General features: G+C 71.7%; 20 protein-coding genes. 13 read left to right on the top strand and 7 right to left on the bottom strand.

Features of this window, described 5'->3' with window-relative positions; all coding sequences use genetic code 11:
* From B7W94_RS17650 to B7W94_RS17635, 4 genes are all read left to right on the top strand, one after another.
* The coding region (locus B7W94_RS17650; protein ID WP_172400146.1) for a substrate-binding domain-containing protein at positions 1–597 on the top strand (597 nt) is incomplete at its 5' end.
* Between the two features lie 108 nt (positions 598–705).
* Positions 706–1,491, top strand: coding sequence for an SDR family NAD(P)-dependent oxidoreductase (locus B7W94_RS17645; RefSeq protein ID WP_085607930.1), 786 nt, complete (start codon positions 706–708; stop codon positions 1,489–1,491).
* A 114-nt stretch (positions 1,492–1,605) separates the two neighbouring features.
* On the top strand, positions 1,606–1,923 hold the full coding sequence (locus tag B7W94_RS17640) for a hypothetical protein (RefSeq protein ID WP_085607928.1): 318 nt from the start codon (positions 1,606–1,608) through the stop codon (positions 1,921–1,923).
* On the top strand, positions 1,923–2,135 hold the full coding sequence (locus B7W94_RS17635) for a DUF2188 domain-containing protein (protein WP_085607926.1): 213 nt from the start codon (positions 1,923–1,925) through the stop codon (positions 2,133–2,135). Before B7W94_RS17640 ends, B7W94_RS17635 begins: the two co-directional genes overlap by 1 nt.
* A 14-nt stretch (positions 2,136–2,149) precedes the next feature.
* Here the strand turns inward: B7W94_RS17635 and helR are convergent, their stop codons facing one another.
* Positions 2,150–4,279 carry an RNA polymerase recycling motor ATPase HelR gene (gene helR, locus B7W94_RS17630; RefSeq protein ID WP_253247469.1) on the bottom strand — a complete coding sequence of 710 codons (2,130 nt, stop codon included), beginning with the start codon at positions 4,277–4,279 and terminating at the stop codon, positions 2,150–2,152.
* Between the two features lie 128 nt (positions 4,280–4,407).
* Here helR and B7W94_RS17625 point away from each other — a divergent pair, with 128 nt between their 5' ends.
* On the top strand, positions 4,408–4,989 hold the full coding sequence (locus tag B7W94_RS17625) for an NADPH-dependent FMN reductase (protein WP_085607922.1): 582 nt from the start codon (positions 4,408–4,410) through the stop codon (positions 4,987–4,989).
* Positions 4,990–5,006: 17 nt separating this feature from the next.
* On the opposite strand, the gene B7W94_RS17620 is transcribed toward B7W94_RS17625, so the two are convergent.
* Positions 5,007–5,882, bottom strand: a complete 876-nt coding sequence (locus B7W94_RS17620; protein WP_085607920.1) for a DUF72 domain-containing protein — start codon at positions 5,880–5,882, stop codon at positions 5,007–5,009.
* Between the two features lie 84 nt (positions 5,883–5,966).
* On the opposite strand from B7W94_RS17620, the gene B7W94_RS17615 reads away from it, so the two are divergent.
* Positions 5,967–6,182 carry a hypothetical protein gene (locus B7W94_RS17615; protein ID WP_085607918.1) on the top strand — a complete coding sequence of 72 codons (216 nt, stop codon included), beginning with the start codon at positions 5,967–5,969 and terminating at the stop codon, positions 6,180–6,182.
* Between the two features lie 388 nt (positions 6,183–6,570).
* Entirely contained in the window at positions 6,571–6,951 is a 381-nt protein-coding gene (locus B7W94_RS17610; protein WP_025105120.1) for a hypothetical protein, read from the top strand.
* Between the two features lie 33 nt (positions 6,952–6,984).
* Here B7W94_RS17610 and B7W94_RS17605 read toward each other — a convergent pair whose 3' ends face one another.
* The 3 genes from B7W94_RS17605 to B7W94_RS17595 are packed head-to-tail and all read right to left on the bottom strand — an operon-like array spanning position 6,985 to position 12,775.
* The gene (locus B7W94_RS17605) at positions 6,985–10,440 is read right to left on the bottom strand and encodes an error-prone DNA polymerase (protein ID WP_085607916.1); all 3,456 of its coding nucleotides are present in this window, start codon (positions 10,438–10,440) and stop codon (positions 6,985–6,987) included.
* Positions 10,440–11,975, bottom strand: a complete 1,536-nt coding sequence (locus B7W94_RS17600) for a DNA polymerase Y family protein (protein ID WP_085607914.1) — start codon at positions 11,973–11,975, stop codon at positions 10,440–10,442. Before B7W94_RS17600 ends, B7W94_RS17605 begins: the two co-directional genes overlap by 1 nt.
* Entirely contained in the window at positions 11,972–12,775 is an 804-nt protein-coding gene (locus B7W94_RS17595) for a hypothetical protein (protein ID WP_085607912.1), read from the bottom strand. The genes B7W94_RS17600 and B7W94_RS17595 overlap by 4 nt, the downstream gene beginning before the upstream one ends.
* A gap of 130 nt (positions 12,776–12,905) precedes the next feature.
* Here B7W94_RS17595 and B7W94_RS17590 point away from each other — a divergent pair, with 130 nt between their 5' ends.
* The 6 genes from B7W94_RS17590 to B7W94_RS17565 all read left to right on the top strand — a co-directional run bounded on the left by B7W94_RS17590 (position 12,906) and on the right by B7W94_RS17565 (position 17,293).
* Complete coding sequence (locus tag B7W94_RS17590) at positions 12,906–13,376, top strand: prepilin peptidase (RefSeq protein ID WP_025105116.1); 471 nt, start codon at positions 12,906–12,908, stop codon at positions 13,374–13,376.
* Between the two features lie 47 nt (positions 13,377–13,423).
* Positions 13,424–13,639, top strand: a complete 216-nt coding sequence (locus B7W94_RS17585) for a hypothetical protein (RefSeq protein ID WP_025105115.1) — start codon at positions 13,424–13,426, stop codon at positions 13,637–13,639.
* Positions 13,632–14,243, top strand: a complete 612-nt coding sequence (locus tag B7W94_RS17580; RefSeq protein ID WP_062764524.1) for a CYTH domain-containing protein — start codon at positions 13,632–13,634, stop codon at positions 14,241–14,243. Before B7W94_RS17585 ends, B7W94_RS17580 begins: the two co-directional genes overlap by 8 nt.
* Before the next feature lie 62 nt (positions 14,244–14,305).
* Complete coding sequence (locus tag B7W94_RS17575) at positions 14,306–15,463, top strand: type III polyketide synthase (RefSeq protein ID WP_253247468.1); 1,158 nt, start codon at positions 14,306–14,308, stop codon at positions 15,461–15,463.
* Positions 15,460–16,185 carry a methyltransferase domain-containing protein gene (locus B7W94_RS17570; RefSeq protein WP_085607908.1) on the top strand — a complete coding sequence of 242 codons (726 nt, stop codon included), beginning with the start codon at positions 15,460–15,462 and terminating at the stop codon, positions 16,183–16,185. The genes B7W94_RS17575 and B7W94_RS17570 overlap by 4 nt, the downstream gene beginning before the upstream one ends.
* On the top strand, positions 16,172–17,293 hold the full coding sequence (locus B7W94_RS17565; protein ID WP_085607906.1) for an FAD-dependent oxidoreductase: 1,122 nt from the start codon (positions 16,172–16,174) through the stop codon (positions 17,291–17,293). The genes B7W94_RS17570 and B7W94_RS17565 overlap by 14 nt, the downstream gene beginning before the upstream one ends.
* Positions 17,294–17,346: 53 nt before the next feature.
* Here B7W94_RS17565 and lpdA read toward each other — a convergent pair whose 3' ends face one another.
* A complete protein-coding gene (gene lpdA, locus B7W94_RS17560; protein ID WP_025105110.1) occupies positions 17,347–18,744 on the bottom strand; it encodes a dihydrolipoyl dehydrogenase in 1,398 nt (465 codons plus the stop codon).
* A 9-nt stretch (positions 18,745–18,753) separates the two neighbouring features.
* Positions 18,754–19,407, bottom strand: a complete 654-nt coding sequence (locus B7W94_RS17555; protein ID WP_085607904.1) for a copper resistance CopC family protein — start codon at positions 19,405–19,407, stop codon at positions 18,754–18,756.
* Positions 19,408–19,463 lie beyond the last annotated feature (56 nt).

Genomic DNA, 19,463 nt, shown 5'->3' with positions numbered 1-19,463 from the left:
CTCATGAATCCGGCCATCGTCGCGCGCGCCTACACGGCCGTGTGCGCGCTTCCCGCCTCGCCGGCGCCGCGGCAGCTCGTCCTCCGCGAGGCGAATGTCGCCGATCTGCGGCGCGAGCTCTCCGCCGGGGAGCTGGACCTCATCCTCGTCCCGTCCGTCGCCCCCATGCCGCGGTTCCGGCACCGCATCGTCGACGCGGAACCCGTGGTCGTCGTCGACCAGGAGCCGTCGCAGGACGGCCCCGTGGAGCTCAGCGACCTCACCGACACGCCCCTCATCCTGATGCCGGACACGTGCGGATTGACGACCTTCACCACCGACCTCTTCGCCGCGAACGACGTGCCCTTGAGCGCCTATGACGGCGAGGCCGCGACCTATCGGGTGCTCGAGGAATGGGCGAAGCTGGGCCTCGGCACGGCGGTCATCCCGCGCTCGAAGCTCGCCTCCCCGGACGCGCCGCACCGCCCGCTGCGAGAACGGGGCATGGACGTCGAGATCTTCTACGAGGCCGTCTGGGACCCGTCCTCCCCGCTCGCGGACGATCTGGACGACCTCACGGCCGCGCTCTCCCTGGACCCGGCGGCCACTCGGACATAAGCAAGGGTTATCACTCCATCACGTGCGCTCGTCTACTCCCGCCGGCTCCCGCTTCCTAGCGTGGAGACGAGACGGCACCCGCCGTCCAGGACGGAGAGGAGCCGCACCATGGCCGCGCTCGACAGGGAATTCACCGGACGCACCGCGATCGTGATCGGGGGCACGAGCGGGATGGGTCTCGCCATCGCCGAACGGATCGGACGCGAGGGGGCCGCGGTCGTCGTGGTCGGACGGCGCGAGGAGAAGCTGCGGGCTGCGCGGACGTCTCTCGTCGGACAGGGCATCGATGTGACCGTCCTACAGGCCGATCTGACGGACCCCGCGAGCGTGGAGGCGCTCCGGGCCCGGCTCGCCGCGGAGCACGCCGACGCCGACCTCCTCGTCAACGCCGCGGGCGTGTTCGCGCCGAGGCCCTTCCTGGAGCACACCGAGGCGGACTACGACGCGTATCTGGACCTCAACCGGGCGACCTTCTTCGTCACCCAGACCGTGGTGTCCGGCATGGTCGCGACGGGCGGCGGCGGAGCCGTCGTCAACCTCGGCTCGATGTGGGCGCACCAGGCCGTGGCCGCGACGCCGTCCTCGGCGTACTCGATGGCCAAGGCCGGCCTCCACTCGCTCACCCAGCACCTGGGGATGGAGCTCGCGTCGCACGGCATCCGGGTGAACGCGATCGCCCCCGCCGTCGTACGCACGCCCATCTACGAGGGCTTCATCCCGAAGGACGAGGTCGACGGGGTCGTGTCGAGCTTCGACGCCTTCCACCCGCTCGGCCGGGTGGGAACTCCCGAGGACATCGCCGAGGTCGCCGCTTTCCTGCTGTCCGATCGTGCGGGCTGGGTGACCGGAGCGGTCTGGGACGCCGACGGCGGCGTGATGGCCGGGCGCAACTGACGCCGCCTCCTCGCAAAGCTCCGGAACCTAGCTGCTCGGCGAGGTCTCCTCAAGCCCCTCGGCGACTCTGATTCCAGCCGGGAGACTGGGGGCAGCCCGATCGAAGGAGGAGACATGGAATCGACACCCGACGACGTCGGCGGTCAGCCGCTGCGCGACGGCGACGCGACCACCGAGGCCGACCCGAGCAACGATCCCGCGCAGGCGGAATGGGAGCGCACGGAAGCCCTCGACGAGGGTGCGGCACCGGAGGATCTGGAGGCGTCGACCGCCACCGGTCGCGATCCCGACGAGATCCCCGACCCCGACGATGAGGTGCCGGCGGAGGACCTGCCGGGTTCCGCCCCGCAGCCCGAGAGTCAGGGGGAGGACCCGGTCCTCGCCGACCTCGGCGACGAGGGGCAGGGCGACCTGGGGCCGGGGGACCTCTGATGGCGGTCACGGCGGTCGTCACCCGGTCGAAGAACGGGCAATGGGTCAACGAGGTGGACGGCGCCCCCGAGCTCTCTCGCAGCTACACCAGCCGCGACGAGGCGATCGAGGAGGGGGAAGCTCTCGCGGCGGAGCACGGTGCCCGCCACGAGATCGAGCACAGCGAGCCGACCGGCACCATCACCGACGGCGGCGACCCGGACGACGTCTGAAGCCCCACGGCTGCTCAGCGCAAGATGACGAGTTCGCGCGTCGTGCGGGTCATCGCCACATAGCGGTCGACCGCCCCCGTGCGCCCGGAGCCGAATGCCTCCGGGCGCACGAGGAGCACGAGGTCGAACTCCAGTCCTTTGGCCGCCTCCGGCGTCAGCGCCCGGACCCGCGGATTCGGCGCGAAGGTGGGGTCGCCGACGACTGCGGCGACTCCCTCCGGGTTCGCCTGGAGCCACGCCTCCAGCACCGCGTCTCGGTCGGCCACCGCGCCGTGCCGGATCGGGATACCGCTCTCCCGCACGGACGTCGGGACGTTGGCGTCGGGCAGGGCTTGACGGATGGTCGGTGCGGCCAGCGCCATCACCTCGGCCGGCGTGCGGTAGTTCACCCGGAGCGAAGCGACCCGCACGTGGCGCAGGCCGAGGTGTTCGAGTCGGTCCGCCCAGGACTCCGCGAACGCCCTTCGCGCCTGGGCCCTGTCGCCGACGACGGTGAAGCTGCGAGAGGGGCACCGCGCGATCAGCATGCGCCACTGCGCATCGGTGAGCTCCTGCGCCTCGTCGACGACGATGTGCCCGAAGGGGCCCGCGAGCTCATCCGGCGGGAGCGGGGGAGGTGCGTCCGCTCCCGCGAGCACGTTCCGCGCATCTTCCCCGCGCAGGATCGACATCACCTTCATCTCGCTGTCATCGCTCTCGACGAGGTGGTCGACGACCGCGGACATCTGTTTCGCCGCCGCGGCGGCTGCCACTTGTCGCCGGTGCTGCTCTCGGACGGCTTCGGGGTCGCCGATCCGGCGGTGCGCGGCGTCGAGCAGGGGAAGGTCCGCGTCCGTCCAGGGCGCCCCTGCTGCTCGGCTCAGCAGAGCGCGCTCGTCGGCCGTGAGGTCGGGCGCGCACTGCGCGAGCAGCGTCCGGGATGCCCAGAGCGCGGCGACCACCGCCTCCGGTGCCAACAGCGGCCAGGCCCGCCGGAAGGTCGCCGTGAGCTCGTCGTCCTGCCGCAGCCACCGGCGGATCGAGGACTCCGGGACCTCCGCGTCGCGGACCTGGTCGACGAGCATCTCCAGCACCTCCTCCCACACCTCGTCGCGAGCTTCGTTGTGCGGCGACGCCGGATCCGCAGTGGCGAACAGATCGGCCCAGTCCTCTCGGCCCACCCAGAGATCGGCCCACGGTGTCTCGAGGCGGAGAGCGTGCGTCGGCGGCCGCGTCAGGGCCGAGACCGCCGCGGCGATCACCTGCCCCGGGTCGAGGCGCTGCTTGATCTCAGCCACGCGGAAATCCGCCTCCGGGATGGCGTCCGCGCCCTCGGGAGTGAGGTCGCGCAGGGTGCACAACCTCACCGTGTCCTCGCCGAGGCTCGGCAGCACGTCCTCGACGTAGCCGAGGTACTGCGGGTTCGGTCCTACGAGCAGCATGCCCCCGGCGCCGGTGGTCAGCCGCGGCTCGGCGTACAGGAGGTGCGCGGCGCGATGCAGCGCGACCACCGTCTTGCCGGTGCCCGGGCCGCCGTCGACGACGAGCGTACCGGGCGAAGGCGCTCGCACGATGGCATCCTGATCCACCTGGATGGTCGCCAGCACGTCGCGCATCCGCTCCGTGCGATGCGCATCGAGGCTGGCGAGGAACGCAGACTGGTCGTCGAGGGAGGCGGCGCCGTCGAGACCCTCGGGCGACAGCGCCTCGTCCCAGTAGTCCGTGATCCTGCCTCGGTTCCACCGGTACCGACGCCGGGAGAGGAGGCCTCGGGGGTCTTCCCAGGTCGCCGCGAAGTACGGTTCCGCTGCCGGAGCCCGCCAGTCGACCAGCAGACGGGTGCCGTCCGCATCGGACACCCCGGCGCGACCGATGTACACCGGCGGCCCGGCCGCGGGGGTCATCCGGCCGAGACACATGTCGATGCCGAAGCGCTCCCGCAGGCGCAGCGTCGCGGTGAGGCGGCGGATCTCCAGGTCACGATCGACCGCCGTGACGCCCGCGTCCGCGGCCTGCCGGCGCACGAGGGCGAGACGAGCGGTCAGGGCGTCGCGTTCCCGGGAGAGGGCGACGCCGAGCCGCCGGAGGTGGACGCGGTCGGCGGCGATGAGGTCGTCTGCGGATTTCGCCGCGTGGTCGTCGGACAGATCAAAGGGGTCGAGCACGGGACATCTCCTTCGAGAGGGCATGCGGGGGCACGCGAGCCGTCGATTCTGCCCCGTGAGGGGGCCCTTGTGGCAAGCCCCCACTCCGGCGATATCCTGGAGATGCAGGGAGACGAGGGGACCTCACCATGACCCATCGGATCGGCTACCTCATCGGCAGCCTCGCATCGGATTCGATCAACCGCGTCCTGGCCACGGCGCTCGTACGGCTCGCCCCGCCGGACCTCGAACTCGTGGAGATCCCCATCCGTGACCTCCCGCTCTACAACCGCGACGACGAACTCGAACCGGTCGCTGCGGTCACCGCGTTCAAGAGTGCGGTCGAGGGGGCGGACGGGCTGCTGCTCGTGTCGCCGGAGTACAACCGCTCCATCCCCGGGGCGTTGAAGAACGCCATCGATTGGGGCTCGCGACCGTGGGGGCACAACTCGTTCGCACGCAAGCCCACCGGCATCATCGGCGCCTCGACCGGAGCGATCGGCACCGCGGTCATGCAGTCATCGATGCGGAGTGTGCTGAGCTTCCTCAACGCACCGCAGCTGAACGCCCCGGAGGCCTACATCACGTTCCGGCCCGAGGTGTTCGGCGCCGACGGGCAGGTGCATGACGCCGACACCGAGAAGTTCCTCGCGCACTACATGGAGGAGTACGCGGCGTTCGTCGAGCGGGTGCTGTCGCTCACCGCTCCGGGTCACGTCGGCGACCGGTAACCGCCGCGCTCGCCGCGTCAGGAGGGCGTGTCCGTCACGAGGTCCGTCACGAGGGCGCTCAACGCCAGGGCGTCGTGGGGTGCGTGCCCGCGGGCGTCGTTGTCGAAGTACACGAAGACGTCGCGCGGCTTCCCGTCGTCGGCTCCGGTCCCGTCGGCCCACCCGCGGATGAGCCTCGCCCACTCCCGCAGCTCCTCCTCGGTGTAGGCGCTGTGGTAGAGCATCTGCGCGCCGTGGAGACGGATGTAGACGAAGTCCGCGGTGAGGGCGTCGAACCGCGGCCATTTGCCTGCGGTGTCTGCGATGACGAGGGAAGCCCCGTGATGCTGCAGGAGCCTCAGGCTCGAGGGGTCGGCGAAGGAAGCGGAACGCGGTTCGAGGGCGTAGCGGAGCGCGCGGTCGGCATCGATCTCCAGCCACGCCCGGTCCTGCAGCCGCTCGTCGTGCCGCCGGGCGAGGGAGAGAGCCTCCGCCGCCGTCTGCGGGAGGGTGTCGAGGAACCCCTCCACGATCTCGGCGTCGAAATGCTGCCGCGCGGGGAGCTGCCAGAGGATCGGGCCGAGCCGGGGACCGAGGGCGAGGACGCCCGAGGCGAAGAAGTTGGCCAGCGCCTGTTCGACGTTGCGCAGCCGCAGCATGTGGCTGACGTAGCGGGAGCCCTTGACCGCGAACACGAAGTCGTCGGGAACGCTCGCCGCCCACCGGCGGTAGCTCTCGGGCCGCTGCAGCGAGTAGAACGAGCCGTTGAGCTCGACGGTGGGGAACTGCGATCCGAGGTGCTCCAGCTCTCGACGCTGCGGGAGGCCGCGCGGGTAGAAGTCGCCGCGCCACCGGGCGTACCGCCACCCGGAGACGCCGATGCGTACCCGGCCTCGCGTGCTCTTCTTCTTCATGGTCGGCTCCGTCGGGTCAAGCCCCTTGCCGCTGTCGTGCGGCCTCGGCAGGCTGGAGGCATCCACACCGAAGGAGGAGGAGCCATGTCTCTCAATGACCATCCGATCGACGATGTGAAGCCCGAGGCCGACCTGCAGGAGCAGGAGCGGCTTGCCGAGGAGGTTCCCGAGGACCCGGAAGCGCCGACCCCCTCGGCGCCGGAGCCGCACCCCATCGAGGCGGACCCGGCGGACGCCGCGGAGCAGCGCATCGAAGTGCCGCTGGATGAGGACGGCCTCGACGAGCCCGCCGACGACTGACGGCCTCCGGCGGCATGTGCACCGGGGCGGCGTTCGAGACAGGGGCGAGGCGTCATGACGAACGACCGTAGTCCGAGCGGTGCACGCCATCGCCGGGGTTGACGCTCAGCGGGACGATGGCTAGCCGCGGGGTATGCCCTCTCGACGGGACCGCCCCAACCCGGTGCTGCCGAGAGGGCTCACCGTCCTACCCGGACGGTTGGGGAGGCGGCGAAGTCTCGCTGTCTCTACGGCTGATCCCCCAGAGATTCAGCCGGTAGCCCCCGCTACGAGAGCAGAATATCCCTTAATCCTCTTGTCCGCCATTTGGGGGACAAAAGTTTCTTCGAAAAATTCTGCGCGGCTCCCGGCTCTGTCGCCGATACGGGCCGTTCCGTAGGGTGGGGGCATGGACAGGATGCTCGTCTTCGCCGGTCAGGTCGCACTCCCGGTCGGGCACCGGGTCGAGGTCTCCGAACTCGTCGACCCGCAGACGCAGGAGCCCGTCGTCCTGTCGCTGCTCGACCTGGACACGGGTATTCGCTACCGCCGCGCCGAGGAGCCCCGAGCTGAGGTGACGCACTGGATCGGCCGTGTCCTCGACTGCACGGTTGCGGTGGGCGTCGCTCCGCGGACGTCGCTGCTCATCGATCCCATCGGGCCGTCGGCCAGCGGCGCGGGCATCGCTCTGCGCGGCGCGGATGCGGCGGTCAACGCGGCCAAGGCCGAGGCGGATCGCTGGGGTGGCTCGGACCGTCCCCCGCCGGAGGAGCCCGAACGCTTCTGGTGACCGCCGGAGGCCGGGGCCCCTCCCGCACCGGAGTCATCGGAAGTCCCGCGAGCGGTGCATGACCCCCGTGCGGAGGTCTTCGAAGGCGTCGGCGAGCACATTGACGACCCCCTCCGGGGAGCGCTCGAGGATGCCGCGGATGATGAGCGCCGGGGACTCCCGGGCGATGCGACCGAACCGGCCCCAGACCCCCGTCGAGCAGATCACGTTCACCAACCCGCTCTCGTCCTCGAGGTTGACGAAGGTGACGCCGGCGGCCGTGGCGGGGCGCTGTCGATGGGTGACGAGACCGGCCACCTCGACGCGTCGTCCGGTCTCGTGGCGCTGCAGGTCTGCGGCCGTCAGGACACCGCGAGCCCGGAGGTCGTCGCGGAAGTGCGTCATCGGGTGGTCGTCGGTCGAGATGCCCGTGGCCCAGAGATCGGCCGAGAGGCGCTCGTAGCTGGTCTGGTCGGCGAACAGCGGCGGCTGCACCGCCACCGTGGTCCCCGGGAGGAATCGGGCGCGGTCTTCCGCGGCGGCACCGGCGAGCCAGATGGCCTCCCGGCGCTCCAACCCGAGGCATGCGAAGGCTCCGGCGGTGGCGAGGGCCTCCAACTGCGCGGCCGTGGCGTCGGTCCGGCGCACGAGGTCGTGCAGATCGCGGTAAGGGCCGTGCGCTTCCCGCTCGGCGACGATGCGCTCTGCCATCGGCACTCCGATCCCGCGGATGCCGCTGAGTCCCAGACGCACCGCGAACCGTCCGTCCCGCCGGTGCGCCGCGGACTCGTCCGGTGCGCTCCGGTCGAACCGGTGCACGGGCGGCTGCGGGTCGGCCAGGCAGTCGTCCCTCCCGGTCGCCCCTGCGGCGTCCGGCGAGAGAGGTTCGAGGGTCTCGGTGGCGCCGGAGAGGTGGAGATCCGGGCGCCGGACCTCCACGCCGTGCCGACGGGCATCCGCCGTGAGGGTCGCGGGGGAGTAGAAGCCCATCGGCTGCGACCGCAGCAGGCCCGCGAGGAAGGCGGCCGGATAGTGCAGCTTCAACCACGAGCTCGCGTAGACGAGCAGGGCGAAGGACAGCGAATGGGACTCCGCGAAGCCGAAGTTCGAGAACGCCTGGATCTGCGCGTAGATCCGGTCGGCGGCCTCGTCGACGAGCCCGCGGCGGGCCATCCCGGCGTACAGCTTGTCCCTGACCTTCTCGATCTTCTCCAGACCCCGCTTCGACCCCATCGCCCGGCGCAGCAGGTCGGCCTCGTCGGCCGTGCAGTCGCCGACGGCCGTGGCCATCTGGATGAGCTGCTCCTGGAAGATGGGGATGCCGAGTGTCCGCTCGAGGATGTCCTCGAGGTCGCTGTGCGGGTAGGGGATGGGGAACTCCTCCGGGGGCTCGCCCCTGGCCTCGCGTTCCCGGTTGGCCTCGTCCATCTTGTCCTTCGCCATCTTCCGACGGACGAACGGGTGCACGGCGCCGCCCTGGATGGGTCCGGGGCGGATGAGGGCGATCTGGATGGCGAGGTCGTAGAACCGCCGCGGCTGCAGCCGGGGGAGCAACCCGATCTGCGCGCGGGACTCCACCTGGAAGACGCCGATCGAATCGGCCCGGCAGAGCATGTCATAGACGCCGGCCTCCTCCTTCGGCAGGGTCTCCGGCGTCCACTCCTCGCCCGTCGCCTCCCGGACCAGGTCGAAGCAGTGCTGCAGCGCCGCGAGCATGCCCAGGCCGAGGAGGTCGAACTTCACCAGCCCCATGAAGGCGGCGTCGTCCTTGTCCCACTGGATGACGGTGCGGTCCTCCATGCGGGCGTGCTCGACCGGCACCACCTCGCCGACCGGCCGGGCCGTGAGGACCATGCCGCCCGAGTGGATCCCCAGGTGCCGCGGAGCCTTCAGCAGCTCGGCTGCGTAGTCGAGCACGGTCTCGGGGATGTCGTGGCCCTCGACGGGTTCGAGTCCCGATCCCCAGCCGTCCACCTGCCGCGACCAGGAGTCCTGCTGCCCCGGGGAGTGCCCCAGGGCTCTGGCCATGTCGCGGACCGCGTTCTTCGGACGGTACTGGATGACGTTCGCCACCTGGGCCGCCCGCTCCCTGCCGTACTCCCGATAGACCCACTGGATGATCTCCTCCCGGCGCCGTGAGTCGAAGTCCACGTCGATGTCCGGCTCCTCCGTGCGGGTGGTGGCGAGGAAGCGCTCGAAGGGGAGACGGTAGAGGATCGGATCGACCGCGGTGATGCCCAGCAGGTAGCAGACCGCGCTCGCCGCCGCGGAACCCCGGCCCTGGCAGAGGATGCCGCGTCGCCGGGCTTCCGCCACGATGCCGTGCACGATGAGGAAGTATCCGGGGAAGTCCTTCTCCTCGATCACGTCGAGCTCGCGGGCGATGCGCCGACGGCCGTCCTCGTCCAGCCGCGGATACTTCGACGGGACCGCCTCCCAGACCAGGTGCCGCAGCCAGCTCATCGGGGTGTGTCCCGTCGGCACGTCCTGGCGGGGGAGGGCCGGGCGCGCCATCCGAAGTGGGAAGGCCGAGGCCGCAGCCAGCTCCAGGCCGTGCGAGATCGCACCGGGGTACCGCCGGAAGCGCGCCGTCATCTCCGCCCCGCTGCGCAGGTGCGCGCCGCCATGGGCCGGGAGCCAGCCGTCGAGCTCGTCCATGCTCCGGACCGCGCGGACCGCGGCCACCGCCTCGGCGAGAGGGGCCTGATCCGGGCGGGCGTAGTGCACGTTGTTGGTCGCCACGACGGGCAGCCGCATCCGGCGGGCGAGGTCGGCCAGGGCGTCGTTCCGCCGGGTGTCCAGCGGATCGCCGTGGTCGAAGAGCTCGACGGCGATGTTGTCGCGTCCGAAGAGGTCGACGAGGTGGCGCAGCGGCGCGGCGGCGTCCCCGGCCTCCAGCCCCTGCCGAACCGCCCCCTTGCGGCAGCCGGTGAGGATCGTCCAGTGTCCGTCGGCGATCGCCGCGAGCTCGTCGGGGTCGTAGACCGGGCGTCCCTTCTCTCCGCCGCGGAGCTGGGCCGCGGTGATCGCCCCCGACAGGCGGTGGTACCCCTCGAGGCCCCGGGCGAGCACGAGCAGATGCGTGCCCGGCGGGTCGGCGGTCCCCTGCGGAGCGGAGGGCAGATCGAGGGAGAGCTCGGCGCCGTAGACGGTCTGCAGCCGCAGCTCCATGAGCTCCGCCAGCTCGGCGAAGCGCGCGGCGCCGTAGAACCCGTCGTGGTCGGTGAGCGCGAGCGCGCTCAGGCCGAGACGCTCGGCCTCCGCGAGCAGATCCTCGGGGGAGGACGCCCCGTCGAGGAAGGAGTAGGACGAGTGCGCGTGCAGCTCGGCATAGGGCACCGCCTCTTCCGGGCGCTCCGGGAGGGTCGGGGGGACGAGCTTCCGCGGACGACTCACCGGTCCGGGATCCGGGCGGAGCCCCCGCGGTGCGGAGGTCGCTTCGGGGGTGGGCTCGCCGCTGAGGGTGCGCTCGAGCTGATCCCAGGTCAACGGCGGATTGTGCCAGCCCATCAGCGGTACCTCCCCTCGGCCCACCAGCGCTCGCCGGCCAGGAAGACCAGCCAGGCGCGGTCGCGGTCGTCGACGATCTGGAGCCGGTGGCCTCGTTTGCCACCGCCCGTGCTCCACCGCCGCTCGTGCACGGGCCACGGCCCGGCCCAGGCCTGTACGGTCGCCCCGTCGATGCGGGCGGGGTCATGCGTGAGGGCGCCGCGATCGTCGACGTCGATCGTGCTCCCGTCCGCGGCGACGACGCCGATGGGGCGCGGTGGGCGGAACACCTCGGAGGGGAGGGGGTCGGGGAGGCTCCCCGGCCAGGGGGACCGTGGATCACGAGGCGGGACCGGGCGCTCGCCCCACGGTGTGAGCACCTGACGATCGGCGAGCCAGCGCCCTCCGGAGAGGGCGGCGGTGACCACGCCCTGATGCCCCAGCATGGTCTGCACCCGGGAGACCGCGTGATGCAGTCGCTCATCGGTACCCGAGCCGAAGAGTCCCGGTTGGTGGTGGGCCGCATCATCCACCGCGACGGGGAGGAGGCGGGCGGCCACGATGCCCCCGAACGCCCTCGCCTCGTCGACGGGCGCGCTCGCGGTCAGGGAGGCCAGCGCCTCCAGCTGCCAGCGCACGCGGTCCACGAGGTCGGCGGCGTCGAAGCTCGTCGGGTGCAGCCAGGTGCGGGAGTGGACGGCGCCGTCGTCGTCGGTCAGGTCGATCCGCACCTCGGTGCACACGAGCGACGCGTCCGCCAGGGCGAGCATCACGGCATCCGCGGTCTGCCGCACGGCGAAGGCCACCTGGTCGGTGTCCCCGAGAGGGGACTCGAACTCGATGGTCCTGGCCAGTTCGGGGTCGGGCGGCCGGGGAGCCAGGGGCCGGGAGTCGGCGCCGGCGGCGAGGGCCTGCAGGCGGGCACCGTGCTCGCCGAAGCGGTCGCGGACGTCGAGAGGGGCGAGCGCGGTGAACTCGCCGAGAGTGCGCACGCCGAGGCGGAGGAGGAGATCGCTGATCTGCTCGTCGCGGAGCACCTGCACGGGGTAGGGGGCCAGGAACTCGCGGGAGCCGCCCGGGGGCACGACCGTGCAGGACGCCGTACCTCGGGCCGCGATCTCGGCGGTGAAGGGTCCGTCGGCGACGCCGACACGCACTTCGGGGAAGCCGGCAGCGGCGAGGACCGCGGACAGGGCTGTCGCCGCCTCGGTCTCCCCGCCGTGATAGCGGGCGATGCCGCGGGCGCGCAGGATCGCGAGGCCGGGGCGTAGCAGCGTCACGCCCGGGGCGTGCTTCTCGATGAGCCGCAGCACGGGGACGAAGGCGCGTTCGTCCTTCTCGGCGTCGTGGGGGAGGACCTGCAAGGAGGAGAGGAGGCCCTGGGCGACGCGGCGGCGCTGGCCGATGCGGACGCCGTGTGCGCGGGCCGATGCGGTGCAGGCGACGACCGTGTTCGCCTGCACCAGGGCCGTCGGCGGGTGCGGGCCTCCGCCCAGCACCGCTCGCAGCGGCCAATCGGGGAACCAGAGCACGAGGACGCGGAGCGGGGCGTTCATCCTGCCTCCGCCCAGAAGAGGAGGTCGGACGACCCGGCCACAGCATCGTCTGTCGCCACGGCGCTGCCCGTCGCAGAGGGAACGAGCGGCGGCAGAGCGGTCAGCTCCGCGGCCGCGGTCTCCACGGCTCCGTGTCCGCCGGGCAGTCGGACGCGCACGCTCGAGGCGCGAGGGCTGTGCCTGGTCCGCGCCGTGACCGTCACCGTGCAGTCCGAGAGCAGCCCCCACCCCTCGCCGAGCCCATGCCAGTCCGGGTCGTGGAGCCGGATGGTCCCCTCGCTCTGCGCCCAGCGCCCCGCGCCCGGTTCCTCCGCCACGAGCAGCGTGGACCCGCGGTCGCGCAGACGGGCGCTGAGTCGGGACACATCGGCGTCGCGTGCCCTCGTCGTGGGCTGCACGACGATCAGGGGCACCACCTCGGCCAGTGCGGATGCGACGGCGAGCCAGCGGTCCCCCGGGTCGGGGACGAGGATCAGGCGGCTCAGATCGATGCCGTAGGCGGCGGCGGCCTCGACCCCCAGGGTGGGCATGCCGATCACCGCGCACCAGTGCCCGCGGCCGGAGGAGGCGCTGAGCAGGGCGAGCACGAGGGCGGGCGAGGGGGAGACGGTGTACGAGGTGCCCGTCTGCAGTCCCTCGTCCGGCAGCAGCGCGGCGAAGGCGGGATCGAGGGGGAGGAGGGTGTGCTCGCTGCGCCGCCGCTGCATCCGGCTGATCTCGCGGCGCAGTCGTAGGACCTCTCCGGCGCGGGTGTCGCTGGTCGGAGAGAGCGCGGTCATCGCATCGAGCCCGATCCCCATGTGTCCATCCTCGAAGATATGTACGAATAAAGCAAGTGACGCGACTGACGCTAGTTCGTACATCCGACATCGCCCTCCGGGTTGTCCACAGGGCGCTCCGCGCCGTCCCGGATCCCCCTACCCTGCCGGGATGGACATCCGTCTCGCCCTCCTCGGCCTCGTGCACGGCGGCCTCCTCGCGATCGGCATCCTGCTGACCGTGATCGATGCGCGCACGCACCGGCTCCCGAACCGCATCGTGCTGCCGACCCTGTTCCTGCTGCTCCTGGCGGCGGTCGCCGACGCCGTCGTCACCACCGACGCCGCCGCTCTGGGGCGGGGCCTGCTCGGAGCCCTCGTGCTCGGCGGCTTCTATGCGGCCCTGCGGCTGCTCAGCCGGGCGGGCATGGGCGGAGGCGATGTGAAGCTCGCCCTGGTGATCGGGCTCGTCCTCGCATGGCACGGCTGGGGGGCCTTCCTCCTCGGCGCGGTGTCCGCCTTCGTGCTCGGAGCGGTCTACGCGCTCGTGCTCCTCGCCGCGGGCCGGGCCGATCGGAGGACCCGCATCGCCTTCGGGCCGTGGATGATCGCGGGGGCCGTCCTCGGCGTCCTCGGCGGCTGACCGTGCAGGTCGCCCCGAATGGGGGAGGGCGGCGCTACCCTGGGCACATGGCACTCGCACGACTTCACGGCGGCCCGCTGGACGGGCAGATCATCCCCCTCGACGACGATGCGGACGACAAGCTGATCGTCCCCTACAGCGAGACGCAGGTGGTCTACAACCGCCGCGGCGAGCCGCAGAACACGGGCGAGGGCGACGGCCCCACCGAGATCGACTACTGGTTCGAGGAAGCCCTCGAAGACCTCACGCTCGAGGATGACTGAGCCCTCTCGCACCGTCGAGGTCGAGCGCAAGTACGACGTCGACGACGGGACGCCCCTGCCCGACTGGACGGCGATCCCCGGCGTCGATGCGGTCTCGCCCGGTGAGCATCGCGCTCTCGACGCCCGCTACCTGGACACCGCGGACGGAACGCTGGCCCGTGCCGGCGTCGCGGTGCGCCGTCGTTCCGGGGGACCGGACGAGGGCTGGCACATCAAGGGCCCGCGGCAGGGCGACGGCCGGGTCGAGCAGGGCTGGCCCCTCGGCGGCGAGGATGTCCCGACGGCGGTGCGCGCGGTGATCGCCGCCTGGACCACTGCGCCGCTGGAGCCTCTCGCACGCATCGAGAACGACCGAACGGCCTACCTCCTCACCGGACCGGACGGCGTCGTGGCGGAGTTCGTGGACGACCACGTGCGCGCGACCGACCTGCGCAGCGGGACTCGCCGAGCCTGGCGGGAGTGGGAGGTCGAGCTCGGCCCCGCAGGCCCCTCCGACGACGCCGGTCGTGCGGCGTTCTTCGCGGCGATCGAGCGTGCGGTGCACGCCGCCGGCGGCCGTGAGGCGGGCTCCGATTCGAAGCTCGCCCGGGCTCTCGGCTTCTAGGCCGCCGACTCCTCGGATGCAACCCCTTTCCGCGTGCGGTCGCAGGGTGGTTGAGTGACCACATGAGTCGACCGCCCGTGCTCCGATCGCTGCAGACGATCGTCCCCGAGACCGTCCTCGTGCAGGAGCAGGTGCGCGACGTCTTCGCCGCCCAGCCCGGCCTGGGACGGCTGGCGCAGCGCATCGTGGCGACGTCGTTCAACGTCTCCGGCATCGACACGCGCCACACCGTGATCGCGGAGCTGGCCGACGACGCCTCCCCGGACGACCCGTTGTTCTACGATCGCGTCTCCGGGCAGCTGCTGGCGCCGGGTACGAGGGCACGCAACGACGTCTACACGCGCGAGGCCTCCCGTCTCTTCGTCGAGGTCGCGCGCCGCGCCCTCGAGGCGGACCCCGACCTGAGCCCGACGGACGTGACGCACGTCATCACGGTCTCCTGCACGGGCTTCCACGCCCCGGGCCCCGAGTACGAGATCGTGCGCGGGCTCGGCCTGTCCGACGCCGTCCAGCGCTATCACTTCGGCTTCATGGGGTGCTACGCCTCGATGCCGGCCCTCCGCGCCGCCGGCCAGTTCTGCGCGGCCGACCAGAACGCCGTCGTCCTCGTCGTCAGCGTCGAGCTGTGCACCCTGCACCTGCGCTCCTCCGAGGACCCGGACACCATCGTCGCCTCCTCCCTGTTCGCCGACGGGGCGGCCGCCGGGATCGTGACGGCACGGGACCTTCCCACGACCGTCCCTGCGCTCCGGCTCGACGGCTTCCACACGGCGATCGTGCCGGAGGGCGTGGACGACATGGCCTGGACGATCGGCGACTCCGGCTTCGAGATGATCCTCTCCACCGCCGTCCCGCAGATCATCGGGGAGTCGATCATCGGAGCGCTCGCCCCGCTCTACGGGCGGGAGGACGGCCTGGCGGAGGCCTTCGCCGCGGGGCGGGTGGGCGACCGGGTGCGCCATTGGGCGATCCATCCCGGCGGACGGAGCATCCTCGACCGTGTGCAGGAGCGGATGGCGCTGAGTGACGGGCAGTTGCGACCGGCGCGGGAGACGCTCCGGGAGTACGGGAACATGTCGAGTGCGACCGTGCTGTTCGTACTGAAGCGCATCCTCGAGCAGGAGGATGCGGAACCCGGCGACCGCGTCGCGGCGATGGCCTTCGGCCCGGGGCTCACCGCCGAGAGCGCGCTGCTGACCGTCGTCGCACCCGCACCGTGAGCGTGGATCTGTCGGCGCGCGCCGTCGACCTCGTCGAGCTCATGGACGACCCCGCCGCCGACGAGGAGGCGCTCGGTCGCACGTACCGGCGCTTCAGCGCCGTGAACGCGGTCGTCTCCCGCCCGGGTCGGCTGTATCGGCGGGACATCCGCCCGCGGGCGGTCGCCGGGCGTCCGCTGCGCATCCTCGACATCGGCGCCGGCGGGGGAGACCTGTGTCGCGACCTCGTCCGGAGACTGCGACGCGACGGCCTCCGCGCCGACATCACCGCTCTGGACGCCGACGAGCGTGCGATCCACTGGGCCTCGGCGCACGACGACGGCGCGGGGATCCGCTATCGCCATGCACTCTCCGGCGACCTCGTGGCGGCGGGCGACACCTATGACGTGGTGCTCTCCAACCACGTCCTCCACCACCTCGACGCCGCAGCACTGCGCGCGGTGCTCGACGACTCCCGTGCGCTGGTGGGTGACCGAGGACTCATCTCCCACCACGACATCGCCCGCAGCCGCCTGGCCTACGGGGCGTTCGCGGTAGGAACCTGGCCGTTCGCGCGGAACCTCCTCGCCGGGTCCTTCATCCGGGTCGACGGTCTCCTGAGCATCCGCCGCTCGTACACTCCGCGGGAGCTCGCGGCCGTCGCCCCGCCGGGCTGGGAGGTGCGCTCGCACCTGCCCGCTCGTCTGGAGCTGCGCTGGGAGGGCGCGGATGGTCGACCATGACGTCCTCGTGGTCGGGGGCGGTCCGGTCGGGCTGCTCCTCGCCTGTCTCGTCGCGCAGGACGGTCGTCGGGTGCGCGTATGCGAGCGTCGCGCCGAGCCGGGCCTGCAGACGCGGGCGATCGGGATCCATCGTCCGGGGCTCGATGCCCTCGACGCCGCCGGAGTGGGCGCCGACGTCCGCTCCGCGGCGCTCCGCCTCTCGAGCGGCGAGGTCCGCAGCCGCGGGCGACGGCTCGCCGCCCTGACCTTCCCTCCCGAGCGTCCCATCCTCACGCTGGCGCAGCCCCGCACGGAGGAGCTGCTGCGCGACCGCCTGCAGACGCTGCGACCCGATGCGCTGCAGCTCGGCTCCGCCGTCCGGGCCGTCCATGACGACGGTCCGCTCGTCCGGGTCGGGATCGACGGTGAGCACGGGCCCGTCGAGGAGACGGCGTCGGTCGTGGTGGTCGCCGACGGTGTGCGGAGTCCTCTGCGGGCGGCGTTCGGCGCCGGCTGGGGTCGGCGGTCGGGGAGTGCCGGCTACGCGATGCTCGACGTCGACGATCCGCAGGCCGACGATCGCGCCGTGCTGTACTTCGAGCCGGACGGCCTCGTCGAGTCCTTCCCGCTGCCGGGTGGACGGCGCCGCTGGGTGGTGCGCGAAGACGGCGACCGGACGGTGGCGTCCGCCGGCGAGCTGGCGGACATCGTCGGGCGCCGGACGGGGAACCTCCTCGACGTGGACCCCGCGGCGGCGGTCTCGTCGTTCCGCGCCGCTCAGCACGCGGCACGGCGGCTGCACCGCGGACGGATCGTCCTGCTCGGGGACGCCGCGCACGAGGTGAGCCCCATCGGCGGTCAGGGCATGAACCTCGGCTGGGCGGATGCGCTCCGGCTGGGGGCCGCGTTGAGCCGGACCGGCCGGGGCGCCGTCCCCGTCCTGGACGGCTTCGCCCGGGAGGTCCAGCGGACCGCGCGGAAGGCGCATCGTCGTTCCGCGTTCTTCATGGCGATGGGTGCTCCGGCGATCGCGCCGGTCGTCGCCGCGCGGGAGGGCCTGGTCGGCGTGCTCGGCTCCTCAGCGCTGCGCGGGTGGACGACCGGCCTCATCACCATGCGCGGCCTGTGACGCGAGAAGGCCCGGTCCGCGATGCGCGGACCGGGCCTTCTCGAGGCGTCGGATCAGAAGTTGATCATGTGGCCGGCGAGGCCGTGGAAGCCCTCCTGCAGCGCCTCCGACAGCGTCGGGTGCGTGTGCACGTTGCGGGCCAGCTCGAGAGCCGTGAGGTCCCACTTCTGTGCGAGCGTGAGCTCGGGAAGCAGCTCCGACACGTCGGGGCCGATCATGTGCGCGCCGATGAGCTCCAGGTGCTCGGCGTCGGCGATGAGCTTGACGAAGCCGACCGGCTCGCCGAGGCCGTGGGCCTTGCCGTTGGCCATGAACGGGAAGGTCGCGACCTTGATCTCGCGCCCCTCGTCCTTGGCCTGCTGCTCGGTCAGTCCGAACGAGGCCACCTGCGGCGAGCAGAACGTCGCCCGCGGCATCATGCGGTAGTCGCCCAGCGTCATGGTCTCGGCGCCGCCGATGGTCTCGGCCGCGACGACGCCCTGCGCCTCGGCGACGTGGGCGAGCTGCAGCTTGGCGGTGACGTCGCCGATGGCGTAGATGCCCTCGACGTTGGTGCGCATGTGGTCGTCGATGTCGATCGCGCCGCGCTCCGTGAGCTTCACACCCGTCTTGTCGAGTCCGAAGCCCTCGACGTTCGGGGCGAACCCGACCGACATGAGCACCTTGTCGGCCTCGATCGACGCCTGCTGGCCGTCCTTGCCCGTGTACGACACGGTCACCGAGGAGCCGTTGTCGACGACCGACTCGACCTTGGTGGAGGTGAGGATGTCGACGCCGTAGTTCTTGTACTGCTTGGTGATCTCCTTCGACACGTCGGCGTCCTCGTTGGGGAGGGCGCGGTCGAGGAACTCGATGATCGTGACCTTCACGCCGTAGTTCGTCATCACGTAGGCGAACTCCATGCCGATGGCGCCGGCACCGACGATCACGATGGACTTCGGCAGCTCACGGGAGAGGATCTGCTCCTCGTAGGTCACGACGTTGTCGCTGAGCTGCACGCCCGGGAGCAGGCGCACCTTGGAGCCGGTCGCGATGATCACGTTGTCGAACGTGACCTCCTCGGTGGAGCCGTCCGCCTTCGCGACGGAGATGGCCTTGGGGCCGGTGAAGGTGCCGCGGCCGTCGTACTCGGTCACCTTGTTCTTCTTCATGAGGAAGTGGATGCCCTTGACCCGGCCGTCCGCGACGACGCGGCTGCGGTCGAACGCCTTGCCGTAGTCGATCGTGAACTCTCCGGAGATCCCGAAGAAGTCGGCCTTGTGGTTCAGGGTGTGCGCGATCTCCGCGTTCTTCAGGAGCGCCTTGGAAGGGATGCAGCCGACGTTGAGGCAGACACCACCCCAGTACTTCTCCTCGATGATCGCGGTGGACAGGCCGAGCTGTGCGCTGCGAACCGCAGCGACGTATCCGCCAGGACCTGCACCAAGGATGACGACGTCGTAATGTGGCATGCCTTAAGCCTATCGCTCCGAGGGGGCGTCGGAATCGGTCGGAGCGGGGCGCCGACGACCGCGCAGGGTGAGCCAGAGGACGACGCCCAGCACCGCGAGCGCGCCGAGGATCACGAGCACCCAGATCCATGCCGGAGCGGCTCCGGCGTCTTCTCCGGCGTCCGGCGTCTTCGTCGCGGTCGCCTCGGGGGTGGCGGTCTGCTCCGTCGTCGGTGCCGCCGTCGGGGGAGCGGTGGTGGGCTCGTCCGTCGCAGCGCCCTCGTCGCCGACGGTGACGGTGAAGGAGAACTCGCCGGACGTGGGGTGGCCGTCGCTCGAGACGACCTTCCACACGACGCGGTACTCGCCGGCGGGCCCCGAACCGGTCAGGGGCTGGGTCACGATCGCGCCGTCGACCGTCGGGGCGCCGTCGATCACGGACTCGCCGGCCGGATCGGTGACGGTGAGCTCCGTCGCACCCTCCCCGTCGATGAGCTTGGCGCTGAACGTCAGGGTCAGCTCCGACGGCAGGGTCTCCACGCTGCTGTCCGCCGCGGGCGACGACGACACGAGGGCGTCGTGGGCCGAGGCCGACAGCGGGGAGAAGAGGACGAGGAACGCGGCGAGGAGGGTGGCCGCGAGGGCGATCGGGGCCGCCGTGCGGCGCAGGGCTGTGGTCTTCACGAGTCCAGCCTATGAATCCCCGGTATGGGACCGCTGAGTGCGAAAGCGGCCTCCCG

It is taken from the genome of Microbacterium sp. LEMMJ01, assembly GCF_002114135.1.
GTDB lineage: Bacteria > Actinomycetota > Actinomycetes > Actinomycetales > Microbacteriaceae > Microbacterium.
The sequence above is the reverse complement of the archived record's forward strand: the minus strand, read 5'-3'. Positions and strand labels throughout refer to the sequence as shown.

Bases quoted from the DNA above. Each gene is read 5' to 3' on its own strand.
- B7W94_RS17575 (WP_253247468.1), top strand. From the start codon at position 14,306: ATGAGTCGACCGCCCGTGCTCCGATCGCTGCAGACGATCGTCCCCGAG.
- B7W94_RS17565 (WP_085607906.1), top strand. From the start codon at position 16,172: ATGGTCGACCATGACGTCCTCGTGGTCGGGGGCGGTCCGGTCGGGCTG.
- B7W94_RS17595 (WP_085607912.1), bottom strand. From the start codon at position 12,775: ATGGGGATCGGGCTCGATGCGATGACCGCGCTCTCTCCGACCAGCGAC.
- B7W94_RS17620 (WP_085607920.1), bottom strand. From the start codon at position 5,882: ATGAAGAAGAAGAGCACGCGAGGCCGGGTACGCATCGGCGTCTCCGGG.
- lpdA (WP_025105110.1), bottom strand. From the start codon at position 18,744: ATGCCACATTACGACGTCGTCATCCTTGGTGCAGGTCCTGGCGGATAC.
- B7W94_RS17610 (WP_025105120.1), top strand. From the start codon at position 6,571: ATGGACAGGATGCTCGTCTTCGCCGGTCAGGTCGCACTCCCGGTCGGG.
- B7W94_RS17590 (WP_025105116.1), top strand. From the start codon at position 12,906: ATGGACATCCGTCTCGCCCTCCTCGGCCTCGTGCACGGCGGCCTCCTC.
- B7W94_RS17645 (WP_085607930.1), top strand. From the start codon at position 706: ATGGCCGCGCTCGACAGGGAATTCACCGGACGCACCGCGATCGTGATC.
- B7W94_RS17635 (WP_085607926.1), top strand. From the start codon at position 1,923: ATGGCGGTCACGGCGGTCGTCACCCGGTCGAAGAACGGGCAATGGGTC.
- B7W94_RS17605 (WP_085607916.1), bottom strand. From the start codon at position 10,440: ATGGGCTGGCACAATCCGCCGTTGACCTGGGATCAGCTCGAGCGCACC.
- B7W94_RS17600 (WP_085607914.1), bottom strand. From the start codon at position 11,975: ATGAACGCCCCGCTCCGCGTCCTCGTGCTCTGGTTCCCCGATTGGCCG.
- B7W94_RS17625 (WP_085607922.1), top strand. From the start codon at position 4,408: ATGACCCATCGGATCGGCTACCTCATCGGCAGCCTCGCATCGGATTCG.
- B7W94_RS17585 (WP_025105115.1), top strand. From the start codon at position 13,424: ATGGCACTCGCACGACTTCACGGCGGCCCGCTGGACGGGCAGATCATC.
- B7W94_RS17640 (WP_085607928.1), top strand. From the start codon at position 1,606: ATGGAATCGACACCCGACGACGTCGGCGGTCAGCCGCTGCGCGACGGC.
- B7W94_RS17615 (WP_085607918.1), top strand. From the start codon at position 5,967: ATGTCTCTCAATGACCATCCGATCGACGATGTGAAGCCCGAGGCCGAC.
- B7W94_RS17580 (WP_062764524.1), top strand. From the start codon at position 13,632: ATGACTGAGCCCTCTCGCACCGTCGAGGTCGAGCGCAAGTACGACGTC.